The sequence below is a fragment of the Chrysiogenia bacterium genome (genome assembly GCA_020434085.1).
Lineage (GTDB): Bacteria > JAGRBM01 > JAGRBM01 > JAGRBM01 > JAGRBM01 > JAGRBM01.
The window spans coordinates 18,399-38,672 of sequence record JAGRBM010000286.1; the positions used below are offsets into that span (position 1 = coordinate 18,399).

16 protein-coding genes are annotated in these 20,274 nt (G+C 55.2%); 3 read left to right on the forward strand and 13 right to left on the reverse strand.

Annotation, left to right across the window (positions count from 1 at the left end; genetic code table 11):
- Positions 1 to 27: 27 nt before the first annotated feature.
- From KDH09_09715 to KDH09_09740, 6 genes are all read right to left on the reverse strand, one after another.
- Positions 28 to 474 (reverse strand): substrate-binding domain-containing protein, encoded by a 447-nt coding sequence (locus tag KDH09_09715; protein ID MCB0219958.1) that lies wholly within the window; start codon positions 472 to 474, stop codon positions 28 to 30.
- An 18-nt stretch (positions 475 to 492) separates the two neighbouring features.
- Positions 493 to 1,728, reverse strand: a complete 1,236-nt coding sequence (locus KDH09_09720) for a hypothetical protein (protein MCB0219959.1) — start codon at positions 1,726 to 1,728, stop codon at positions 493 to 495.
- Positions 1,729 to 2,835: 1,107 nt separating this feature from the next.
- Positions 2,836 to 4,668 carry an NAD(P)/FAD-dependent oxidoreductase gene (locus KDH09_09725; protein MCB0219960.1) on the reverse strand — a complete coding sequence of 611 codons (1,833 nt, stop codon included), beginning with the start codon at positions 4,666 to 4,668 and terminating at the stop codon, positions 2,836 to 2,838.
- Positions 4,669 to 4,671: 3 nt separating this feature from the next.
- On the reverse strand, positions 4,672 to 6,174 hold the full coding sequence (locus tag KDH09_09730; protein MCB0219961.1) for an NAD(P)/FAD-dependent oxidoreductase: 1,503 nt from the start codon (positions 6,172 to 6,174) through the stop codon (positions 4,672 to 4,674).
- A gap of 33 nt (positions 6,175 to 6,207) precedes the next feature.
- Entirely contained in the window at positions 6,208 to 7,047 is an 840-nt protein-coding gene (locus KDH09_09735; protein MCB0219962.1) for a metal-dependent hydrolase, read from the reverse strand.
- 112 nt (positions 7,048 to 7,159) lie between these two features.
- Positions 7,160 to 8,437 (reverse strand): hypothetical protein, encoded by a 1,278-nt coding sequence (locus KDH09_09740; protein MCB0219963.1) that lies wholly within the window; start codon positions 8,435 to 8,437, stop codon positions 7,160 to 7,162.
- A 294-nt stretch (positions 8,438 to 8,731) separates the two neighbouring features.
- On the opposite strand from KDH09_09740, the gene KDH09_09745 reads away from it, so the two are divergent.
- Positions 8,732 to 9,865 carry a ferritin-like domain-containing protein gene (locus tag KDH09_09745; GenBank protein MCB0219964.1) on the forward strand — a complete coding sequence of 378 codons (1,134 nt, stop codon included), beginning with the start codon at positions 8,732 to 8,734 and terminating at the stop codon, positions 9,863 to 9,865.
- Between the two features lie 164 nt (positions 9,866 to 10,029).
- Positions 10,030 to 11,181 carry an acyl-CoA dehydrogenase family protein gene (locus KDH09_09750; GenBank protein MCB0219965.1) on the forward strand — a complete coding sequence of 384 codons (1,152 nt, stop codon included), beginning with the start codon at positions 10,030 to 10,032 and terminating at the stop codon, positions 11,179 to 11,181.
- Positions 11,182 to 11,411: 230 nt separating this feature from the next.
- On the opposite strand, the gene KDH09_09755 is transcribed toward KDH09_09750, so the two are convergent.
- From KDH09_09755 to KDH09_09785, 7 genes are all read right to left on the reverse strand, one after another.
- A complete protein-coding gene (locus tag KDH09_09755) occupies positions 11,412 to 12,962 on the reverse strand; it encodes an NAD(P)/FAD-dependent oxidoreductase (protein ID MCB0219966.1) in 1,551 nt (516 codons plus the stop codon).
- A gap of 48 nt (positions 12,963 to 13,010) precedes the next feature.
- A complete protein-coding gene (locus KDH09_09760) occupies positions 13,011 to 13,403 on the reverse strand; it encodes a PaaI family thioesterase (GenBank protein ID MCB0219967.1) in 393 nt (130 codons plus the stop codon).
- Between the two features lie 47 nt (positions 13,404 to 13,450).
- Entirely contained in the window at positions 13,451 to 14,347 is an 897-nt protein-coding gene (locus tag KDH09_09765; GenBank protein MCB0219968.1) for a hypothetical protein, read from the reverse strand.
- Positions 14,348 to 14,387: 40 nt separating this feature from the next.
- Positions 14,388 to 15,746 carry an aldehyde dehydrogenase family protein gene (locus tag KDH09_09770; GenBank protein ID MCB0219969.1) on the reverse strand — a complete coding sequence of 453 codons (1,359 nt, stop codon included), beginning with the start codon at positions 15,744 to 15,746 and terminating at the stop codon, positions 14,388 to 14,390.
- A gap of 29 nt (positions 15,747 to 15,775) precedes the next feature.
- Positions 15,776 to 16,864 (reverse strand): MBL fold metallo-hydrolase, encoded by a 1,089-nt coding sequence (locus KDH09_09775; protein MCB0219970.1) that lies wholly within the window; start codon positions 16,862 to 16,864, stop codon positions 15,776 to 15,778.
- Positions 16,865 to 16,997: 133 nt separating this feature from the next.
- Positions 16,998 to 17,798 carry an SDR family oxidoreductase gene (locus tag KDH09_09780; GenBank protein ID MCB0219971.1) on the reverse strand — a complete coding sequence of 267 codons (801 nt, stop codon included), beginning with the start codon at positions 17,796 to 17,798 and terminating at the stop codon, positions 16,998 to 17,000.
- Positions 17,799 to 17,860: 62 nt separating this feature from the next.
- Positions 17,861 to 18,862, reverse strand: coding sequence for a ferritin-like domain-containing protein (locus tag KDH09_09785; protein MCB0219972.1), 1,002 nt, complete (start codon positions 18,860 to 18,862; stop codon positions 17,861 to 17,863).
- 269 nt (positions 18,863 to 19,131) lie between these two features.
- Between KDH09_09785 and KDH09_09790 the strand changes: the two genes are divergently transcribed.
- Positions 19,132 to 20,244, forward strand: coding sequence for an acyl-CoA/acyl-ACP dehydrogenase (locus tag KDH09_09790; protein MCB0219973.1), 1,113 nt, complete (start codon positions 19,132 to 19,134; stop codon positions 20,242 to 20,244).
- Positions 20,245 to 20,274 lie beyond the last annotated feature (30 nt).

The following is a 20,274-nucleotide window of genomic DNA, read 5'->3' on the forward strand; positions in this document are numbered from 1 at the left end:
CGCCCGAACCCCGCCCGCAAGCAGTTCTTACCTGAGCGTGATCACCTTCACGCCGCTGACATCTGCACCGGCGCTGACATAGCCGATGGCGCCGCGGTTCTTCTTCACGAAGTCCACGACTGCGGCATCGCTGGAAAGCTCCGGCGGCGGAACGCCGCGGCCCGAGAAGATCTGCTTCTGCCAGTAGGATTTCACCGCCGTTACCGAACGCCCGTGCACGGTCTCGGAAAACGCCTCCCGAACCGCCGAGTCGGGCGCCTGGTCCACCGGGTCCGCGGAGGTGCCATCGTCCCACGTGCTCACACGCTTGATGAAGAGCTTGGCAACGTCCTTGGCGTCCATGGACGCCACCGGATTGCCTGAGTTGACGATCAGCTTGAAGGACTCGGCCGCATTCGCCGGACCGCTCAGCCCGAGGAGCGAGCCCAGGAGGACAAGGCAAACAGTGAGGGTAAATTTCTTGATTGTATTCACGCTTTTGTTCCTCCTTTCCTAGAAGCTGAACTGCGCGCCGGCTTCGAAGAGATGGTTGCTCTCATCAAGCGGCGGACCCGCGTAGGGGGTAACAAAGGTAACGAATGCACCGATGGCCTCCGGCTGCGAATAGCGGTTGCCGTCGATGTAATGATAGGCCGTCTTGATGACAAAATGGGTATTGAACCAGTAGTTCAGCGCCACACCGTAGTCCACGTGACGGTCGATGGACTTTGGAAGCGCTGCAGCGAGCACGGGATTGTCGCTGATGTCACCCTTGTAGTAATCGAGTCGGCCGGCAAGCTGCACGTGGTCGACGAACATGTAGGCAACTTCCAGATACGCTGCGGCAGTCTTATAGAACCTCTGTGCATAGGTGTAGACGCCTTCGGTGCGGATCAGCAGATTGTCGCCCGCGTATTCAATGTGCGCGCCCACCGAACCACGCTCCGCATGCGTGACAAACGGGGGAAACGTAAAGGTGTCACCCGATTTCAGGCCAAAGTAGCCCGAAGTACCGAAGCTCAGCCCCTCAATCGGCGTCGTCACGTGCAGTCGCCCGCCAAGAACATCCAGAAGAACCGTTTCCACAGTATTGGTGGGCGAGAGTTCCAGATCTGAAATCACCTGGCCACCGTACACATCATACTGCAGGCCCCAGTCGTCGGAGTAGACATTGCCGGTAATGCCGCCGCCCTGGTAGGACTCGGCCACCACGGCCTGCGCGCCGTAAATACCCTGAGGCACGTCAAGGAAGGGACGGAGCGTGCCCACATCGTAAATCTCGGTATAGATGCCGAAAGGCAACTTCACCTGCCCGGCACGGAGACGAAACGCGTCGCTGTAGTGCCATTCGGCGAAGGCATAGTCGAGTTCAATATCGCTCTCCGGGGACTTGGTGACCGTTCCCTGCGGCACCGCAACAGTGCAGCCGTTTGCCAGCGCTGGCGGGGGAACAGGAATCGCGGCGCAGGGCGGCGAGGCCAGCGGGAATGTGAATGTGTTCGTATCGAGCGTGCGCCCCTGCATGAGCGTCCAGTTGGCCTGGATCACCGCAGTAATGTCCTCGGTAGGCCGCGCGGACACGTTCAGCGATCCGGAGACGTTCGTATAGTTGCCCTCTTCATCGCCCTCGGCGTAGATGTAGCCTTCGTTGCTGGTGCGCTTGTAGGCCCAGCTTCCGTAGCCGTGTACCTGGACACTGTCGCCGATGCCTTCCGCCTTTGCGGCCCTGGGGCCGGCTACCAGACTCATTGCAATCGCCAAAAACATGACGATGGCACCGGTTCGCCAGCGTTGTACTGTACTGATTCCCTGACCTCTCATATGACCCTACTCTCCGTTAATAATGATTTTGCCGCCGGCGTCTGCCTCAACCCCGCGGACTTTGGAAAACAGAATTAGAATGTGAAATGCCTGACTTATGCCTCTGAAGTGTTTGGTCAAAAAAGCATAACTCGTGCCAAAACAGTGTACATTCGTGCAATCCACCAATGGCTCAGGAGCGACTCAGCAAGCTGAATCCCCCTGTGTTGCGCAAAACTGTGCTGTGATGCCGGAGTCAGTAATTGTCGTTTCTGGCGATTAGTAAAAAACAATTGGACGCATTTGGCAAGTCATGGGGCGCTTCACCAAAGACTGGGCGTGGTTTGCCAGAAGTGAGTCGCGATCATCCCATTTGGATCGCCAATGGTTTGTCGGTTTGTGGCAAATTGCACCAGGGTAGTGCGGAAGAAACTGGCGCGCCCGGGTGGAGGAGTTTAGAACCGCAGTGCGGGAAATGGCAGCCTGAGAGCGGCCTGCCACTATTTTGCCTGCTGAAAACAATGGGAGGAGGCTTCTCTTCCGGTAATCTGGGCGATACCAAATCCCTGACGCGCCGAACCCACCTCAGTAGCCGACCACCCTTTGCCCTGTCCGAGTCTACGTCCACTCCGGGCAGCCGGAGCCGGTGTCGAAACCTTACGGGCATGGCTGCTGCTCCCCCCCACTATTATCGCCGCGCAAAAGATGGGCCAGCGTGCTGCGGGACTCCCATCCCGCCCCAGTGCATCAGCAATTTCAATCCGACGATCAATCCGCGGATTTCGGGAGAACTGCACAGCTTGCATACAGATCACTCAGCAGGAGCGCCGTGCCTGAGAGGGCCGTCAGAAATGCCAGCTTGGAAATCAGGGGAGCGGTACCCTTCGCCAGCACGGCGCCGGTGAGTGAGCTGGCCGCCGACATGTCACAAGCGAACACCTCGTGACTGATCACGGATACATAACGGACGCAAAGTTTCGTGCTTTAATGCAGACTTGTGCCGTTTTGGACAATGATTATTCATCAGTAATTCAAAACAAAGGGTGTCCAGATGATTCAGTCCAAATCATAACCATTCATACCGCCTGCATCGCGCCATGCTTTTAATAGCTTGAAATAGGCCACGGGACCCGCGCCGTAGAACCCATCCTTGAGACTCCGCTGATCGGGTTTCCCCTCGTTGTTATAGTAACCTGGAGTGCATGATTCCAAAAACTTCACGCTCATTTTGCCCAATTTGACGATCTCCGCCACCCATTTTTCCTCGGCGTCGCGCGTGACTTCGATTCTTCTCTTTCCGTCCCTGAAACAGTGCATGAGAATGTGCGAGATGTGCCTTGATTGCTCGTCCATGTGATGCGGAAAATTGGCGGTAAATGCGGCCTGCGAGTTATTGAGAAAAAACATGTTCGGGAAACCGTGTGTGGCCATGCCATGGAGCGTCGCCATGCCGTCGGACCACTTTTCCGTCAGCGTCTGCCCGCCCTTGCCCCGGACCTCAAAACCCGCGCGTCGCGTAAAACTGGTTCCCACCTCAAACCCAGTGGCAAAGATCAGACAATCGAGTCGATACTCACGACCGTTGGCAACAACGCCGGCTTCCGTCACGCACTCCACACCCTGCCCATTGGTATCCACTAGGTGAACGTTCGGCCGATTGAAAGTGTCGAGATATTCGTCGTGAAAACATGGACGCTTGCAGAACTGACGATACCAGGGCTTAAGTGAATTCGCCGTTTTCCGGTCATGCACGACCTGATCCACCCGGTCTCGAATCTGGTTCATCTTCTGAAAGTCTGCAATCTCGACCTTTGCGCTGAGACTCTCTCGCGCCAGTGCACCCGAATTTCCATCGCGAATCATCCTCATCAGATTTCCGATGATTTCGGTCCAGCCGTCATTTACAAGGTCTTCTTCCGCGATTCCTCCCGATGTGAGAAGCGTGAAGTTTCGGATCCGCTCCTTCTGCCAACCGGGCTTCAGGCTGTCGAACCACTTACGGTCGGTCTCACTGTCGTTCCGCGCGTCGATTGATGAAGGCGTCCGCTGAAAGACATAGAGTTCTTTGGAGGAAGCTCCGAGGTGGGGAACGCACTGCACCGCCGTCGCACCCGTACCGATGATTCCAACCGATTTATCCTTGAGTTTGTGCAGGTTTCCGCCAGCGTCACCGCCAGTGTAGTCAAAATCCCAGCGGCTTGTGTGGAACGTGTGACCAAGGAATTTTGAAATACCCCTGATTCCCGGCAATTTGGGACGGTTGAGCGGGCCCGGCGCAAGACACACGAACTTTGCGCGGATTCGATCCGTCCGGTTCGTCTGCAGGATCCACCGCGCTGCTTGCTCATCCCAATCGATCCAAGTCACTTCCGTCTGCAAGCACGCATTCTTATAGAGATCATACTTTTCCGCAATCGCCTTGCTATGCGCGAGGATCTCGGCAGCCCGTAAGTATTTCCTTGAGGGGACGGTTCCTACTTCCTCGATCAGCGGGAGATAGATATACGACTCCACATCGCACGCCGCGCCGGGATAGCGGTTCCAGTACCAAGTGCCCCCGAAATCGCCACCCTTTTCAATAATCCGGATGCTGCCCATTCCGGCTTCGCGCAGTCTGGCGCCGAGAATAAGTCCGCTGAACCCGCCGCCGACAATCACCACATCGACTTCATCGTGGAGCGGCGCGCGCACAAAACCGGGGTCGACATAGGAATCGTCAGCATAGTGTGAGAAATCGCCCGTTACCTCAAGATACTGCTCATTCCCGTCCTCCCGCAAGCGCTTGTCACGCTCGGCCCTGTACTTTTCTCGAAGCTCGGCGGGGTCGAAGCCCAACTCATCGGCGAGAGTGTGCCGGCCTGGCCTGTCCGCGTGCGATTGAGAGCTCACGTGTTATCTCGCATTCGTTTCGGAATCAGCCGGAGAAACGTACGCTCGCGCCCGATTCCGTCTGGTGAAACGAATGAAGCGGTCTTCAATCGGATCCTTCTTCAGCATCGGGATATCGCGATAGTAATCGTGCGTAAGCCTCCAGGGTCTGTGGCTTCCCTGGCGTGGCATGCGATATGCGGCCCGCCTGACGTAGCCAGACATGATTGAGCCCATCACGGTTTCGGATGTGCGGCACCCCTCGGTATCGATCGGCGTGGCTACCGAGTATTTCTTTTTATCCATGTGCCGAAGCAACCGGCAGACATATTCCGCAGCCAGATCTGCACGCAACGTCCACGAGGCGTTGGTGTAGCCAATGACAATTGAAGCATTCGGCACACCCTCGATCAAAACGCCCTTGTAGAGCATGGAGTCACCGGCGTGATGCGGCTTGCCGTCCACGACAAGCGTCATTCCGCCCAGGAACTGCAGGTCCAGGCCGGTGGCACTCACAATGATGTCCGCATGGAGTTCCTTGCCCGATTGCAGCAGAATTCCCTCCTTCGTGAACCTGGCTATCTGGTCGGTCACCACACTGGCCTTACCGCTGCGCAGAGCCTTGAAAAGATCCCCGCCCGGCATGGCGCAAATCCGCTCGTCCCAAGGATCATAATTGGGAGTAAAGTGCCGTATGTCGATCTGCTTGCCGAGCTGGCGCCGCGCCAACGCAAGGATGATACTGCGAGCTTGGTCTGGAAACGCCCGTGAAGCAACGAAGCTCCACCGTTGCAGAGCGATGTTCCGCTTTCGCATGATTCGATAAGCAACGCTGTCCGGAAGTAACGTCATCAGGCGGGCTGCCATTGGATCGACTTCAGGCAGCGACATCATGTACGTAGGCGAACGCTGCAACATCGTGATGTGCTCGGTTTTGTCGGCCATCGCCGGGAGCAGCGTTACCGCCGTTGCACCGCTACCGATGATTACAACGCGCTTGCCCTCGTAGTCGAGATCCTCCGGCCAATGCTGGGGGTGAATGACTCGCCCCTCGAAGTCCTTCTCACCGGGAAAATCGGGCTTATAGCCTTTGTCGTAGTTGTAATAACCTGTGCACAGCATGAGGAAGCCGGCGCTCCAGGTTTCCTCTTTGCCGTCATTTTCCCGCTTGGTTCTGATCGTCCAGCACTGATCCAAACTGTCCCAACAAGCATCGACAACCTTCCTGTCGTAGTGGATCTTTTTGTCAACCCCGTTTTCGACAGCAGTCTCCACGATGTAGCGCTTGATCGACGGGCCATCGGCCAGAGTTTTTGGATCTGTCCACGGTCGGAAGTTATAGCCGAACGTAAACATGTCGGAATCCGACCGGATTCCAGGGTACTTGAAAAGATCCCAAGTTCCGCCCATGGACTCGCGGCGCTCGAGAATCGCAACCGATTTATTGGGACACTCACGCGCCAAGTGACACGCGGCCCCGATGCCTGAAATACCGGCGCCGACGATCAGGACGTCAAAATCTGGCATCTGCCGCCACTCCGGCTTGCGCTCGCAAGCATTTCAGGCGACCTTGTACTGTTCAGCGAACCGGGCCTTCCAAGCCGATACGAGATCATAGCTGTCGTGCTGCCAGGGGTGAAATCCTGGGCGACCATATTCGAGCAGACGCGCTGCAGTCCGTCTCAAAAGTCCCGTACGTCTATTGAACAAATTTCTTCCAAGGCGGCGCCATGATTTGAAATTCAAGAGCTGGCCGTCAGAACCCATTACATAGATCATTACACCCAAGCCGACCGGGGCAAATGCCGCAGCAGCGACTGGAACGACCGCCAGGCGGCGCACATCTCCACCGCCGATCGCGCGAAATACGTCGAACGCGACAGCTTTGTGCTCGGTCTCTTCGATCGCATGCCAGAGCCACATTGAGCGTTGCGACGGGTGGATGTTCTTCTGAATCTCTTCGTTCCTGAGAACCTCCTCGGCCAACGTAGCGGTAAAATGCTCGGCCATGCAGGTAAGCGCCAACTGATCCTTCTCGGGCACGTATTTCTTGACCAGGCCAAACGCAACCCCCAACCATTGGTCTAGTCGCTCAATATCAACTCCCGCTCCCCTCAATCGCCTGTTGTAGTCTACGTGCGCTTTTGTATGCAGCACTTCCTGGCCGATGAACGCTTTGACCTGCTTCTTGAGCACTGGGTCGGTCACGCGATCACGAAAATTCCGAACCGATTCAATAAAGAAAAGCTCTCCCTCCGGAAACAGCAACGATAGCATATGGAAAAAGTGCGAGGTCGCAGGGTCGTTATCGAAAAAATAGATCGGGCTATCTTCGATTTCACTCAGGTTCATCTTCCGAACTTCGATATCCGCGCCGAAGGGCAAAACTGTTGCCTGCACCCCCTTTTTCCGCGATGATCGGGTCGGAACAACGGCTCGGCCACTTACATCATTTTTATGCGATGTCACCACGAAGTTTGATTGCATGTGATACACCTTATCGAATTATTGCTCAGCCCTTCGCGGTTGCAATGGGGCCGCCCCAAACCGCCCGACGGTCCTGTTTTGCGAGCCATCGATTGATGATCGAGCCGACACCGCCGAAGATGTCATTGCCGAAGACGTCTCTCTCCCGCATCTCCATATCTTCGCTCAGTTCTCCAAGCCCCAGCAACGTGTAATCCCGGAAGCCTTCGTACTTTTCGGGCTCCAGCACGCGCACCCATCGGTTGAACAGGATGTTTGCGCCCATCAGAAACTCCGTACGTTCGAATGGGAGTTTGAACCCGGAGTTTTCTGCAAGGCGTGACACTTTCGAAAGAGTCTTTCCAAAGAAAGCAAATGTGTCGTATCCCAGCGTTTCGAACAGCGGTTTGAACTCAAGAATCAGCGGGGCGATTGGAACAAACATCATGGCGCGCGCCCACTTGTACCGTGCGCTGTGCGTAACATGGTGCGGAATATTGCCGAGCTTCGCGTAGGTCTGCGGGAACGCCGAATGACGCGATTCGTCCATATGAAATCCTCGCATAATATGGCGCAGGCCTGGCTGGTTCTCGAGGAATCCGAAAATGCTCGTGGCGAATCCTTCCAGAACGACATTCATCCCGAACAGCTTGTGGTAATAATCCTTGCGAGCGATCGTCTCAAGCAGCGCCTTGCCGGCACCGCTCATCGGATAAATCCGGTCCAACGATTTGCACATTTCCCGCAGCGTGAAGAAGTGCTTGGCCTCTTCCATTACCTGCATTGCCATGCCGAGTTTTGCACCGGTGCCCTGGACCACCGGCATCAACGTCGCCGAGGTAAAGAGCGCGTATGCTTCGCCGTGGGTGATGAAGGATACAAGGCGCATCAGGGCTTCCCGCTGCTCTGGGCTGTGGGCCTCCTGAAACTCCCTTCGAACTTCCTCGGATGTGGCAATCCCAACCGACTCCTTGATTTCCTCGGTGAGGACCACGGGATCGAGACCGCTGGCCGCTGCAGTCACAGCGCCCCCTTTGCGGGCCACGTAGTCGGCCTTTGACGCATCGTGGATGTTCAGATACGGCGCAATCAGCTCCGCCTTCCAGATATGTGCAAGGGCCTTTTCATAGTTGCGCTGGGTAAGCAGTTCCATCTCCCCGCCATAGAAGGTCGCCGTGGTATCATCGTATCGATTGGCCATGTGCTTGGGATTGTCCGCCCATCGCCGGAACTGCGCATCCAAGAAGCGCTCATTCAGGACCTGGATACCCTGGATTCCGTATTTAAAAGCCGCGTCTGCTCGCTGTTGAGTCATGATTTCCATAATTTCCCTCGTGCACAGATTTTTTTAGGTTTTATTGAAGTGGGGGGGCATCCGGATCTGCCCGCCGGAGCCCGACAGCCGTGTCGCACTCATGATCAAAACACTATTACAAAACAGGCAATCAAGTCAAATAATTATTGCAACCCATTGATATTATTAACAAAAATAGTATAGTTATTGCTATGCTTTAAAATGATGCTATAAATCGACCATAAGCTGAAGCGTCAGCTTACTTCGGTGCGCCGGTTGGGCGATGGCCAGCGGAAAACAAATGCGCGAAAGGGACAAATGAACATGGAACGATATCTGGAAGAAAAACGTGTATCTTATGGAAACTTCGACGGCATCGAATGGAATGACCTGACCGAGGTCAAGAAAATGCGGGAGTCGACCCGCATCACCACTCCCTTGGATATCAACTGGACTTGGGACTACGTCGGGCAGGTCGAGGAACTCCGTCGCCTCTATGATATATCGAAACGCCGCATGTGGGATGCGGAACGAGATCTGGACTGGAGCGAACCGATCGACCGCTCCAAACAGTGGGGCCAACACCCCAAGACCAGTCCCATAGCGCAACTCTTACAGATGCGCGGCGCCGGCGAGGACGAAATTCGAGAAGCGACCTGGGAGAGTTTTGAATATACGTGTTCGCAGTTGCTTCATGGCGAACAGGCTGCTCTTGAGATCTGCGGGCAGCTTACCGCTGCCTGTCCGGATGTCGACATGAAATTTTTTGCCGGATCGCAGGTTTTCGACGAAGTCCGCCATATGGAGGTCTTTGCGAAATTCCTGCAGCGAAAACTCGGTAAAATCCACCCTCTGGATCCCAATGTGAAATTCCTGCTCGAAGAAATCATGAAGGCCGATTGCTGGGAGAAGAAGACTCTCGGGATGCAGACGCTCTTTGAAGGAATGGCCCTCGGCGTAATGGATATGATGAAGAACGCGAGCGATGTCCCGCTCTTCGATGAACTGATCACCCGCGTAATCCTCGACGAATCGCGCCACGCTGCATTCGGAATCATCTCGATGAAGAGGGTCATGGAATCGTGCGAAACATCGCCCGAGATGAAAGCCGATCTGGAGGATTGGGCCTTCAACATCCTCGAGTGCCTGAATGCAGGCCAGTACTATGGCGTCATATCCGCTTTGGGGCCGAAGTACGGCATCGATGCACACAATGTGTCGGCCATGATGTACGCCTCGACCGACGCGCTTGAAGCCAAAAGTGTGATCTACACCCATGCCGTAATCCCCCACCTCAAAAAACTCGGCCTGATTACCGAACGCACTGAAGAAAAGTATCGCGATGCGGGATTGATCAAGGATATCACAAAGGTGGGGACCTACTCCGTCACTACGGAGAATGCCTGGGACCAAGCACCCGTGTTGCCGATGGCCAACTCCGTCGCGGCCAAAAACTGAACGGAAGGCACTGGAATATCCTGACAGCCGTTTACGGGGAGCACTGGTGGCTCCCCGTAAACGGCCTGCATGCGCCGCTGCCGTGGGAGTGACGAGTCCCTTTCCCGAAAAGCTCTTGCGACTTCGGAGAGCTTTCTGTTCTGCACAGCAACCAGAGGCCAACCATGTTTGAAGATTTTTTTGAGAAGTATTTCGATGACACTCACCGACAATTTCGCGCGACGTGTAAGAAGTTTGCCGAAAAAGAGATCGCGCCGAATGCCTACCAATGGGAGGAAGCTGAACAGTTTGATCGTGAGCTCTATAGAAAGGCCGCAAACGCCGGGATTCTCGGCATTTCATTCCCCGAGCAATACGGCGGTGGTGGCGGGGATATCTTTCACAGTATTTGCATGAGCGAGGAGCTGATTCGCGGAGGCTCCACTGGGACCGTGGTCGGCTTGGGCTCGCTGGGGATTGGTCTTCCGCCCATTCTGGACCTCGGAACGGAAGAGCAGAAAACAAAGTACATTCCTTCCGTCATGAGGGGGGACAAAATCGCGGCCCTGGCAATCACAGAGCCTGGTGCGGGCAGCGACGTGGCGGGCGTATCTACCAGTGCGACACGTAACGGAGATCACTATATCGTCAACGGCACCAAGATATTCATTACTTCGGGCGTCCGCGCCGATGTGGTGAGTGTTCTGACCCGCACGGGTTCCGATCCGCACGGCGGTCTCACGTTCTTTGTGATGGAACGGGGAATGCCGGGTTTCAGTGTGTCGCGCGCACTCAAGAAGACTGGCTGGAGAGCATCGGACACAGCCGAGCTCTCCTTCGACAATGTACGGGTGCCGGTCGCGAACCGACTCGGTCCTGAAGGAAGCGGCTTCCTGACGCTGATGAAAAACTTCCAGAACGAGCGCCTCGGACTTGCAATTCAGGGATACGTTATCGCCGAGATATGTCTCGAGGAAGCGATCCGGTATGCCCGGGAGCGTCAGGCATTCGGGAAAGCGCTGAGCAGATTTCAGGTCACGCGGCACAAACTTGCCGACATGGCGACCAAGGTTTTTACGGCCAAGACCGCGGCCTACGAATGCGCGTCGCGTGTAAAGAGCGGCCAGTATCTTGTGAAAGAAATGTCCATGGCGAAGAATTACGCCGCACAAATCGCACAAGAAGTCTCGTACGAAGCGGTCCAGATTTTCGGAGGCAGTGGATATATGAGAGAAACGCTGGTGGAACGCTTGTCGCGGGATGCCCGATTGCTGCCAATCGGCGGTGGAACCCAGGAAATCATGAATGAAATAATTGCCAAAATGATGCAGATCTGAGACCGGAATCAGCAAGGTGAAAGCCCGCCGGTTTCGCGGAACGGATCGTGAGTAATAGCCCGGCGTGTTTCCCTGACATGCGCGATTCCAACATACTGGCGGCGCGTGGCCAGCAACCTGAGGTCGCATCCCCGAGAGTGTTGGGTAGTACCGCCGTTTTTCACCGAAACCGTTTACCGCCCGTCACATCCATTTTGGGGCGATTCGATACTTCCGCGCTGGCGGACATCCTATTCGAAGTGGTAATGGCTCAACGGAAAATGCCTGCTTCGCCAGAGCATTTCGTAGCTCGACGCCGGTCGAAGGAATGGAGCGTCCCCATGACGATCGAAGTAGTAGCTGTTGGCGCCGCCGCAATTGTTGTTAAAAAACACCGTGTTCTTCTGACGCTTCAGCGTCATCTCAAAGTGCTTGTCGTGAGCGTCCTGCTTGATCTCGACACGGGTAGCGTTCTTCCTGCGCGCTTCCCGAATACAGCGAAGCGCGTGGGTCGTCTGGGCTTCCACCATCGCAAACCAGGATGACCCCGAAAAGGAATATGGGCCCAGAATCAGAAAGTAGTTGGGAAATCCCGGGACGGAAGTCCCCTCGTATGCCTGGTAGCGATTCTCAGCCCAGAATCCGCCCAAATTCATGCCGCTGCGTCCGGTCACATCGTAGGAAGGCAAATTTCCCTTTTCGAACGTCCTGTATCCGGTTGCCGCAATCAGAACATCGATCGCTCGCTCCGTCCCGTCGGCCGTAACAATCCCATTCTTGGTGATCCTTTTGATCGGCGTGGTTATGAGCCCCACGTTTTCACGCCCAAACGTGCGGAAATAGTCGTTGGAGAAAGACGGCCGCTTGCACCCGAAGCCGTAATGTGGAATCAGCTTCGCCCACAAGTCCGGACGATTGGGAAGCTGCCGCTTGATATTCCGAATGCCGGCGACTTCGGCCCGTTTGACGATACCCGGCATCTGCCTGTTGTACACGACGCCAGTGACCATCACGAGCTCGGTTCCCAGGTCCGTGGCGATTCGAAGTCCCCGCTGAATCATCGGAACACGACGGAAAAGCAGTTTTATCCAGTTCGGAATCTCCCTGTCGGGTTTAGGAAGTACCCAGATTGGAGTGCGCTGATAGACATCCAGATGCTGCACCTTCGGGGCAATTTCCGGCAATAATTGGACCGCAGTAGCCCCCGTGCCGATCACCGCTACCCGTTTCCCCTCCAACTTGAAACTGTGGTCCCATTTCGCCGTATGAATCAGCTTGCCCTCGAAAGAGTCGATGCCTTCAATGTCGGGCAGCTTGGGGTGGATTAATCCCCCGGTGGCTGAGATAATGTAGCGTGCGGTAAGCTCTTCCCCATCGTTTACGCGAACCCGCCACAAGTTACATGCTTCATCGAAAGTTGCCGACTCCACACTGGTGCTGAACCGCATCTTCTCACGAACGCCGTATTTGCGGGCACAATGCTGGGCATAGGCTTGCAGCTCCCGGCCCGGTGCAAACACACGAGACCAGTTGGGGTTGGGTTCAAAGGAGTAGGAATACGTAAACGAGGTGATATCGACGGCGATCCCGGGATAAGAATTGTCCCGCCATGTACCTCCAAGATCACCAGCACGCTCGAGAATGATGTAAGGACCGATGCCTGCCTTGTTCAGCTTAATTCCGGCGCCGATGCCAGAAAAGCCCGAGCCGATTATGATCACTTCATAATCAGGCCGGGGTGACGGCGATATCGAGACGTCATTCCGGCCATTGGACCCTACCGATGCGGACGCAAATCCCATTTCATCACCTCCAACAGTATCTTCCTTCCCATCTGTTCCGGCGTAAACCTACTTTTTCTTCGGATCCCGAATCAGCAAAGTACCTTGCGCCGCACAAACCAACCGCCCCTCATTGGAAACCTCGCCCCTTACCACTGCTGTCGTCTTTGTCATCGCGATGACTTCCGCGCTGCCATCGAGAGTCCCCGTCTTCACCGGCGCAAGATAATTCAATTTGAATTCAGTCGTCGCGGCCCACTGGCCGGGTGCCATCAGCGGATAGAGTACGACTCCAAGAATATGATCCATGTAACCAGCGAGTACGCCACCATGCATGTTTCCAATAGGCGTTAGCAGCTCCTTCCGCACTGGAAGCACGGCCTTGAGCGTACCGGGGCCGAGTTCCGTCACTTCGCATCCAAGAAATTTTGGCAGCCCGGTCATGGCGTTATTGGCCGCCATAATCCCCTTGGCTATTTGTGCGTTGAATTTCTCTGAAAAGTCTGCCTTCACTTGTACCCTCTTTGCTTTTTGTTCGCAGCTGCCCAGCGCAGAAAATTCATAAACACCTTCTGTCCCCGCAACCCCCGACGAAAGACTCCGTAGTCCATCGCATGAGGTGCCTTGGAAGGCACGGACTTAACGCGGTCCCAGTAGATGCGAATCCGCTCAGGCTGAAACATCTCCGCCTGCATATGGCGCGTAGCGCGCGCAATTGCCCAGAGACCAAGTGGCGCGAGCGGCGCGACGATTGCCAGTTCCATCAAGTCGGAAATGCCAAACTTAAGGTCGGCTTTTTCCGATTTCTTGCCCTTGCGGTCAAGAAGCCAGTAGTCCATCGCTAGATGGTGGGATTCGTCGACGTCAATTCGTCGAAAGACTTCATCCTGAAGTGAGTCCTTGACCTTCTCCTTCAACAGCGGGATCAGGAGGCCGTCGAGCCCGATCTCGAAGAGAACAATCTGCGACGCCGTCACTTCATGTAAGAATCGGCTTTGAGATTGCCAAATATGTCGAATCGCCCGAAAATTGAGCCGCGTCAACAGCGGCATATCCTGCCAACTGACGCCGAGCCGCTTGGCCATGGCTATCTCGGATCGCGCGTGGCGCATTTCGTCGACGTAAAAATATTCATAAATCTGCTTCGCGCGAGAATCCCCGACATACCGCGCACAAAGCCGAAATATTTCAGCAGCCTGATATTCCAGGCCGGCCGTGAACACCAACATCAGACCCAGTTCTTTGCGCTCCCGAGACGACAGGTCGTCCGCCCCTTCGAGCGGCCGATCCCAGTCAAACTGATGCACGGACCATTGCGTTTCGCGCGTGATGCGGAGCATTCTGTCCAAGTCGACGACATCTCTGCTACCATTTCCCTTGCTCTCGACTACTGATACTGAACTCATCTCATCAACTCCTTGGGGATTCCGGCGTCCAGTCGGGAAGTTAACCAGACGATTTTGGATAGAAAAAGCCGGCGTCCAGCCAAAACGGCTTCTTCAGAACCGCTTTCTGATGCACGAATGTATCGAAAGTTCGGCGGCCGTGGTAGCTGCCCATCCCGCTGGGACCCACCCCGCCAAAGGGGAGAGACTGATTGCCGGCATGCATCACGGTGTGATTGATGCACATCCCGCCGGACGATGTAGTCTTGACGGCGCGACGCTGCAGGTGCTGATCGCGAGTAAACAAGTAGCATGCAAGCGGTTTCGGCCTACCGCGCACGAATGCAAGTGCTTCATCCATGCTGTCCACGCTCAACACGGGCAGCACTGGACCGAAAATTTCCTCGCTCATGACCGGGCTTTGCGGCGTCACATTTCGGATCACGGTCGGCGCAATATAGAGATCGTCTCTGTCGCTTTCGCCCCCGACGACCAACTCGCCGTCATTGAGGAACCGTGACACACGCTCGAAATGACGTTCGTTGACGATTCGCGCATAGCGTTTGCTTCTTTGTGGATCGGAGCCGTAAAAATCGCGGATCGTCGCTTTCAGACATTCGAGCAACTCAGATTCGACTTTCTGATGGACAAGCGCATAGTCCGGCGCAATGCAGGTTTGCCCCGCATTCATGAATTTGCCGAGTGCAATGCGTCGCGCTGTGACATCCAAATCAGCTGTTGTATCCACGATGCAAGGACTTTTCCCTCCAAGCTCCAAAGTGACCGGCGTCAAATTTTCGGAGGCGGCATTCATCACAACACGTCCGATCGTGCCATTTCCGGTATAGAAAATATGATCGAATCGCTGTGCAAGAAGCGTCTGGGTCTCTTCCGGACCGCCCTCGACAATCCGTATGCAATCGGAATCGATGTAATCACCAAGCCTGTTTGCAAGCAGATCCGAAGTATGCGGCGCAATTTCCGACGGTTTCACAACCGCACAGTTCCCGGCGGCAATCGCTCCGGCCAGTGGAATCAACGTGAGTTGGACCGGATAGTTCCAGGCTCCAATTATCAGGACAACGCCAAGCGGATCCTTATGGATATAACTCGCCGCCGGCTGCAGCATCAGCGGCGAGGGAACTTTTTGCGGCCTCAGGTAACGCTTTAAATTGAACTTGAGGCTCGCAATTTCCATTCCCACGGAAAGTACGTCGGCTGCCATTGCTTCCTGCGCAGGCTTGCCAAGATCGGCAGACAGGGCACGGAGTATAGCCGTCCGTTGCTCGTAGCAAAACTTCAACAATCCCGTAAGTTGCCGTTGACGCCAGCGAAGCGGTTGCGCATGCCCTGCGTCGAAGTGCCTTCGAAGCTCTTCAACCACCCTTGCGATTCGATGCCTTTCAGCATCCTTGAGCATAGAACTCCCCATGCGTGCCTACCTCCTCGTTACCGAGGGAGCGCACGCTCCTCTTGAATTATGACTTCAAACTCACCAGTTCGCTCGTCAAAAGCCATTACGTCGCAGGCACACCAATTGGATACCGCAGATTCCATGACTCCCACCAGAAGAATGGGATTCACCTTTTTGCCGGCGACCCCTGCCTGGAGTGCCGCGAAACTCAGATCGACAAGCCGTCGCGGTCGCCGCTCAAGCTCGCCCCATGCCCAATCCAAAAGCCCTTCGCGCTGGTTCATCACGTGCTTGAGAGCACCGTTGCCGTCCGAAAACAACGGTCCGTGCGAAGGCAATACCAACCCAAGATCCCAATCCGTCAGTTTCACCAGTGAACGAAGGTACACCGAAACGTCGTCACCCATGGATCGCATGATCGGGGTTCCGTGCTCCAGAATTACGTCACCGGTTACCGATGCCCGACGCTCCGCCTCGACAAACACAAGGTGGTGCGGATTGTGCCCTGGGGTTTCAATCGTTTCCCACAAGTATCGCCCGGCTTCAAACTCATCTCCTTCCCTGAGACCCCTGGAAAATGGTATCGAGGTCGCGTCCTCGGCGAACTCGTGATACTCCGTCTCCGTTGAATCCGGGTTGGATTCTCCTGAAAATACCTTGTTACATGCATCGGCATCCATCGGAATGTAGCGTTTCACTTGGTCTCGAATCGCAGGAGCGTAGTTGAGGTGCGTAATCAGCGCTTTCCATGAACTGGTCTTTCTGTTGTAGGCAGAGAAATCTTCGCATAGCCCGATGCACCCTGTGTGCGCAACATGTTCAATATGGCCGGCCCGGCCCGCGAGAACGGCTCCCCCTCCCATATGGTCCACATGAGAGTGCGTGTACACGATCTGTTCGATATCGCCCAGGGTAATTCCTAGGCGTTTCAGTTGGACGACCAATGCATTTTGTGTCATCTCATGCGGAAGCCCTGCATCAAGCAGCGTCACCGGGCCGGGTCCACCCACAGCCAGATGAACGTAAACACTTCCGTATTTGGGTTGTGGCAGGCGAATCCTGTAGAGCCCGGGCAGTACTTCTTTCGGCTCGGCGAGGTTTTCCGTCTGGCATTGAATTGACATGCTGAAACATCTCCATGTTGTCTTTCGTTACCGAAACAACGAGTTCGAGCTTTTTCATGCTTAAACATTAAGGGAGCCGTTGTTCGTTGCCGACCCCTCGCCCAGATCCATCCATAATTTCCACGGAATCCGGCTACATCATGTCCATTCCCATTCCGCACGTGACGCCGCCGTCCACTACAAGAGTCGTTCCCGTAACGAAATCAGCCAGGGGACTTGCCAGGAACACACAGGCCCTTGCGATGTCGTCAGGAACGCCGATTCTCTTCAACGGAGTGCGCTTCAGTAACGGTTTTCGAATCATGTCGGGAATCTCTTTTAGCCCCATTCTGAGCATCGGCGTATTGACGGCACCCGGACAGACCGCATTCACCCGAATTCCATGCTGGCCAAGCTCCATTGCAAGCGCTTTTGTAAAGCCGACGACCCCGTGCTTGGACGAACAATATGCTGTGAGCAACGGCGATCCGATCAGCCCTTCAACCGAAGAGATGCTGACAATCGCACCGCCTCGTTTTTTCAGCAAAGGGACCGCGGATCTGGAGCAGAAAAATATGCCGTTGAGGTTGGGACCGATCACTTCGTGCCATTGCTCGTCGGTTTGAAACTCGGCCAGGTTGCCTTTACCCACACCGGCGCAGTTTATGAGGGCGTCGAGCCGCCCGAATTCCTTTTCAATCGCCTTGGCACTCTGCATTGCTTGTTTCGAATCAGCGGTATTCGAGACTTCGATGATCACCTTCCGTCCGAACTGCGCCCGGATCAAATCTTTCGTTTCCTGCAGGCCTTCTTCATTCAGGTCGGTACCGTAAATGTCGGCACCGTGTGCGGCAAAACGCAGTGCAACACCGCGCCCAATTCCTGACGCTGCTCCCGTTACCCAGGCGATTTTGTCCGAGAAATCCGTTAGTCCGGTATCCATTACATCTGCCAAAGCCGGTTTACCCCTGCATCCGTGTCTAAAAATTCAGCGGGACTCTGTGGAGATCATCATGATCAGCTTGTACGCCCTGTAGCCAAAAACAGCGCGGCTTTAAAAAGGCCGGGGCGTTTCTCAAAGAAATCGACAGCGGATTTCATGAAGTCCACGGACACTCGAAACGATTTGACTTCCATGGAATGTGGAGCTTTAGCATCGACGCTGAGCAGACGACCCCAGTAGGCTACGAACTCATCACCACCCATCGGGGCTTCACGTACGCTCCATGCAAATGAGACGAGCCCCATCGCCGCGAAGCCGAACGAGAGCGGCCGAAACGGATAGGAGTATTTCTTGCCATTTCGTCTTCGCTTAGCCTTGAGGCCGTGCTTCGCTGCTTGCCCCTTCTCATCCAGTAACCAGTAATCCATGGCTATATGACGTGCTTCGTCACGATCGATGAGCTTGAAAACCTCCATCAAGAGCGGGTCATTGCTCATCTTTTTCAATGTCGGGAGTAGAATTGTATCGAGAGCGAGTTCGGCGATGGGGATGCCCGAGGCTCCAAATTCGTGGAGCAGCCTGCTCACTGGAGTTCTTCCTGCGCGGCGGATATCCTGTGAAAACTGCTTGAACATCGCACGAACCGGAAAGGGCAAATCACGCCACGTAACTCCCAACCGCTTGGCGAGCTCGACCTCGGAATCCGCATGTCGCTGCTCATCCAAGGCAATCAACTGAAAAATGGTTTTTGCGGTCTTGTCATTAGAGTGTCTGGCATGGTTCATGAACGCATCAACTCCGAGCCGCTCAAAGCCCGCGGTCATCAGGAGCATTTTCCCTAGCAGTTTCCTCTGTTTCCGAGTCTTTGCAATGTCATCCGCAATCGGCGAGTGCCAGTCAAAGTCGTGAACCGACCACTGGTTGCGCATGGCCACCTCGAGGAGGGTTTCAAGATTGACGGACTTCGAGCGCCTCACGCCGAGGCCATCGACGTCAGAAAGTTGCGTGGCCAATCCAGCCGCGCTTTCCGCATTCAACACATGATTCTCTGAATTTTCTGGCGTACTTCTAGCCATGGTCGGATCGATACCTCGCGTGACCAGAGCCCTCCCGCTGGGCCAAGTATATCGGTTGGCTGCGGGAGCAGCGGAGATCAACATGTGTAATATAGCATTTGCTATATTACAAAGTCTAGTTGAAAATGACCTATACTTGAGGTAGCGTTTTTGCGCTGCGTGGGCGTGCGTGTCGACGAAGCTTCAAATGGGCGTAGTCGCCCCTAATCGGCAAAAAGCCTGTATATTCAGTTACTTTTAAACATTGCTCTAGAGCAATAGGGGGTCTCATGAACTTTGACTTTTCGCAAGACCAGAAGCTACTTCAGATGTCTGCTCAGGGCTTCCTCAGAGACCATGCGAGCTTGGCAGGGGTCAGGAAAATCCTGGATACAGATGCGGACTGGGATGCGACCCTCTGGACTCGGATGGCTGAACAGGGCTGGCAGGGCACCGCAATACCCGAAGAGTTCGGGGGGGCGGGTTTGGGTTATCTGGAACTGGCTCTCCTTTCCGAAGAGCTGGGAGCCTCTTTGGCACCTGTGCCGTTCTCGTCGTCAGTCTATTTCGTTACCGAAGCGGTCTTGCACTTCGGCACCGATGAGCAGAAGCGCAAGTACCTTCCAAAGCTTGCCACAGGCGAAACAATCGGCGCCTTGGCCTGGGCGGAAGGCCCAGGCATGCCAGGAGTGTCAGGACCGCTGAAAACATGCTTCGATGGAAACTCCCTCAGCGGCACCAAACTGCCGGTACTCGATGGCCAGGTTGCGAACCTGGCAGTCGTTGTGACATCGGAAAACGACGCCCTCAGCTTGGTCCTCGTAGATCTGAATTCCGATGGGGTCCAGCGCTCTCGGCTCGACTCCATGGATCCGACGCGATCTCAATCGAGCATTAGTTTTAATGGCGCCCCCGGCGAGCGCCTTGGTTCCTCCGGTGACGGGAGTCGAATACTTGATTGGCTCCTCGACCGGGCGGCTGTCCTCGTCGCATTTGAACAGCTTGGCGGGGCGAATCGAGCGCACAAAATGTCGCTCGAATATGCGAAGGAGCGATACGCGTTTGGCAGACAGATCGGCTCTTTCCAGGCCATCAAGCACAAAATCGTCGACATGTTGATGAGCGTGGATCTGGCGCGCTCCAACTGTCTCTACGCTGCATGGGCGCTACAGAACAATACTGATCTTCCCGTTGCTGCCGCGGCAGCGCGGGTTGCAGCAACCGAAGCATTCGAGTTCTGCTCCAAGGAAAACATTCAGGTTCACGGAGGTATCGGTTTTACCTGGGAGGCCGATGCTCACTTGTTTTTCAAAAGATCCAAGCTGCTGACGCTCTGGCTCGGAAATGCGGATCTCTGGCGTGACCGCCTGATGGCCAAACTCGACGACAAGCACGCGGCCTGACACCTGGAACCCAATCGACTGAGCCGCCGC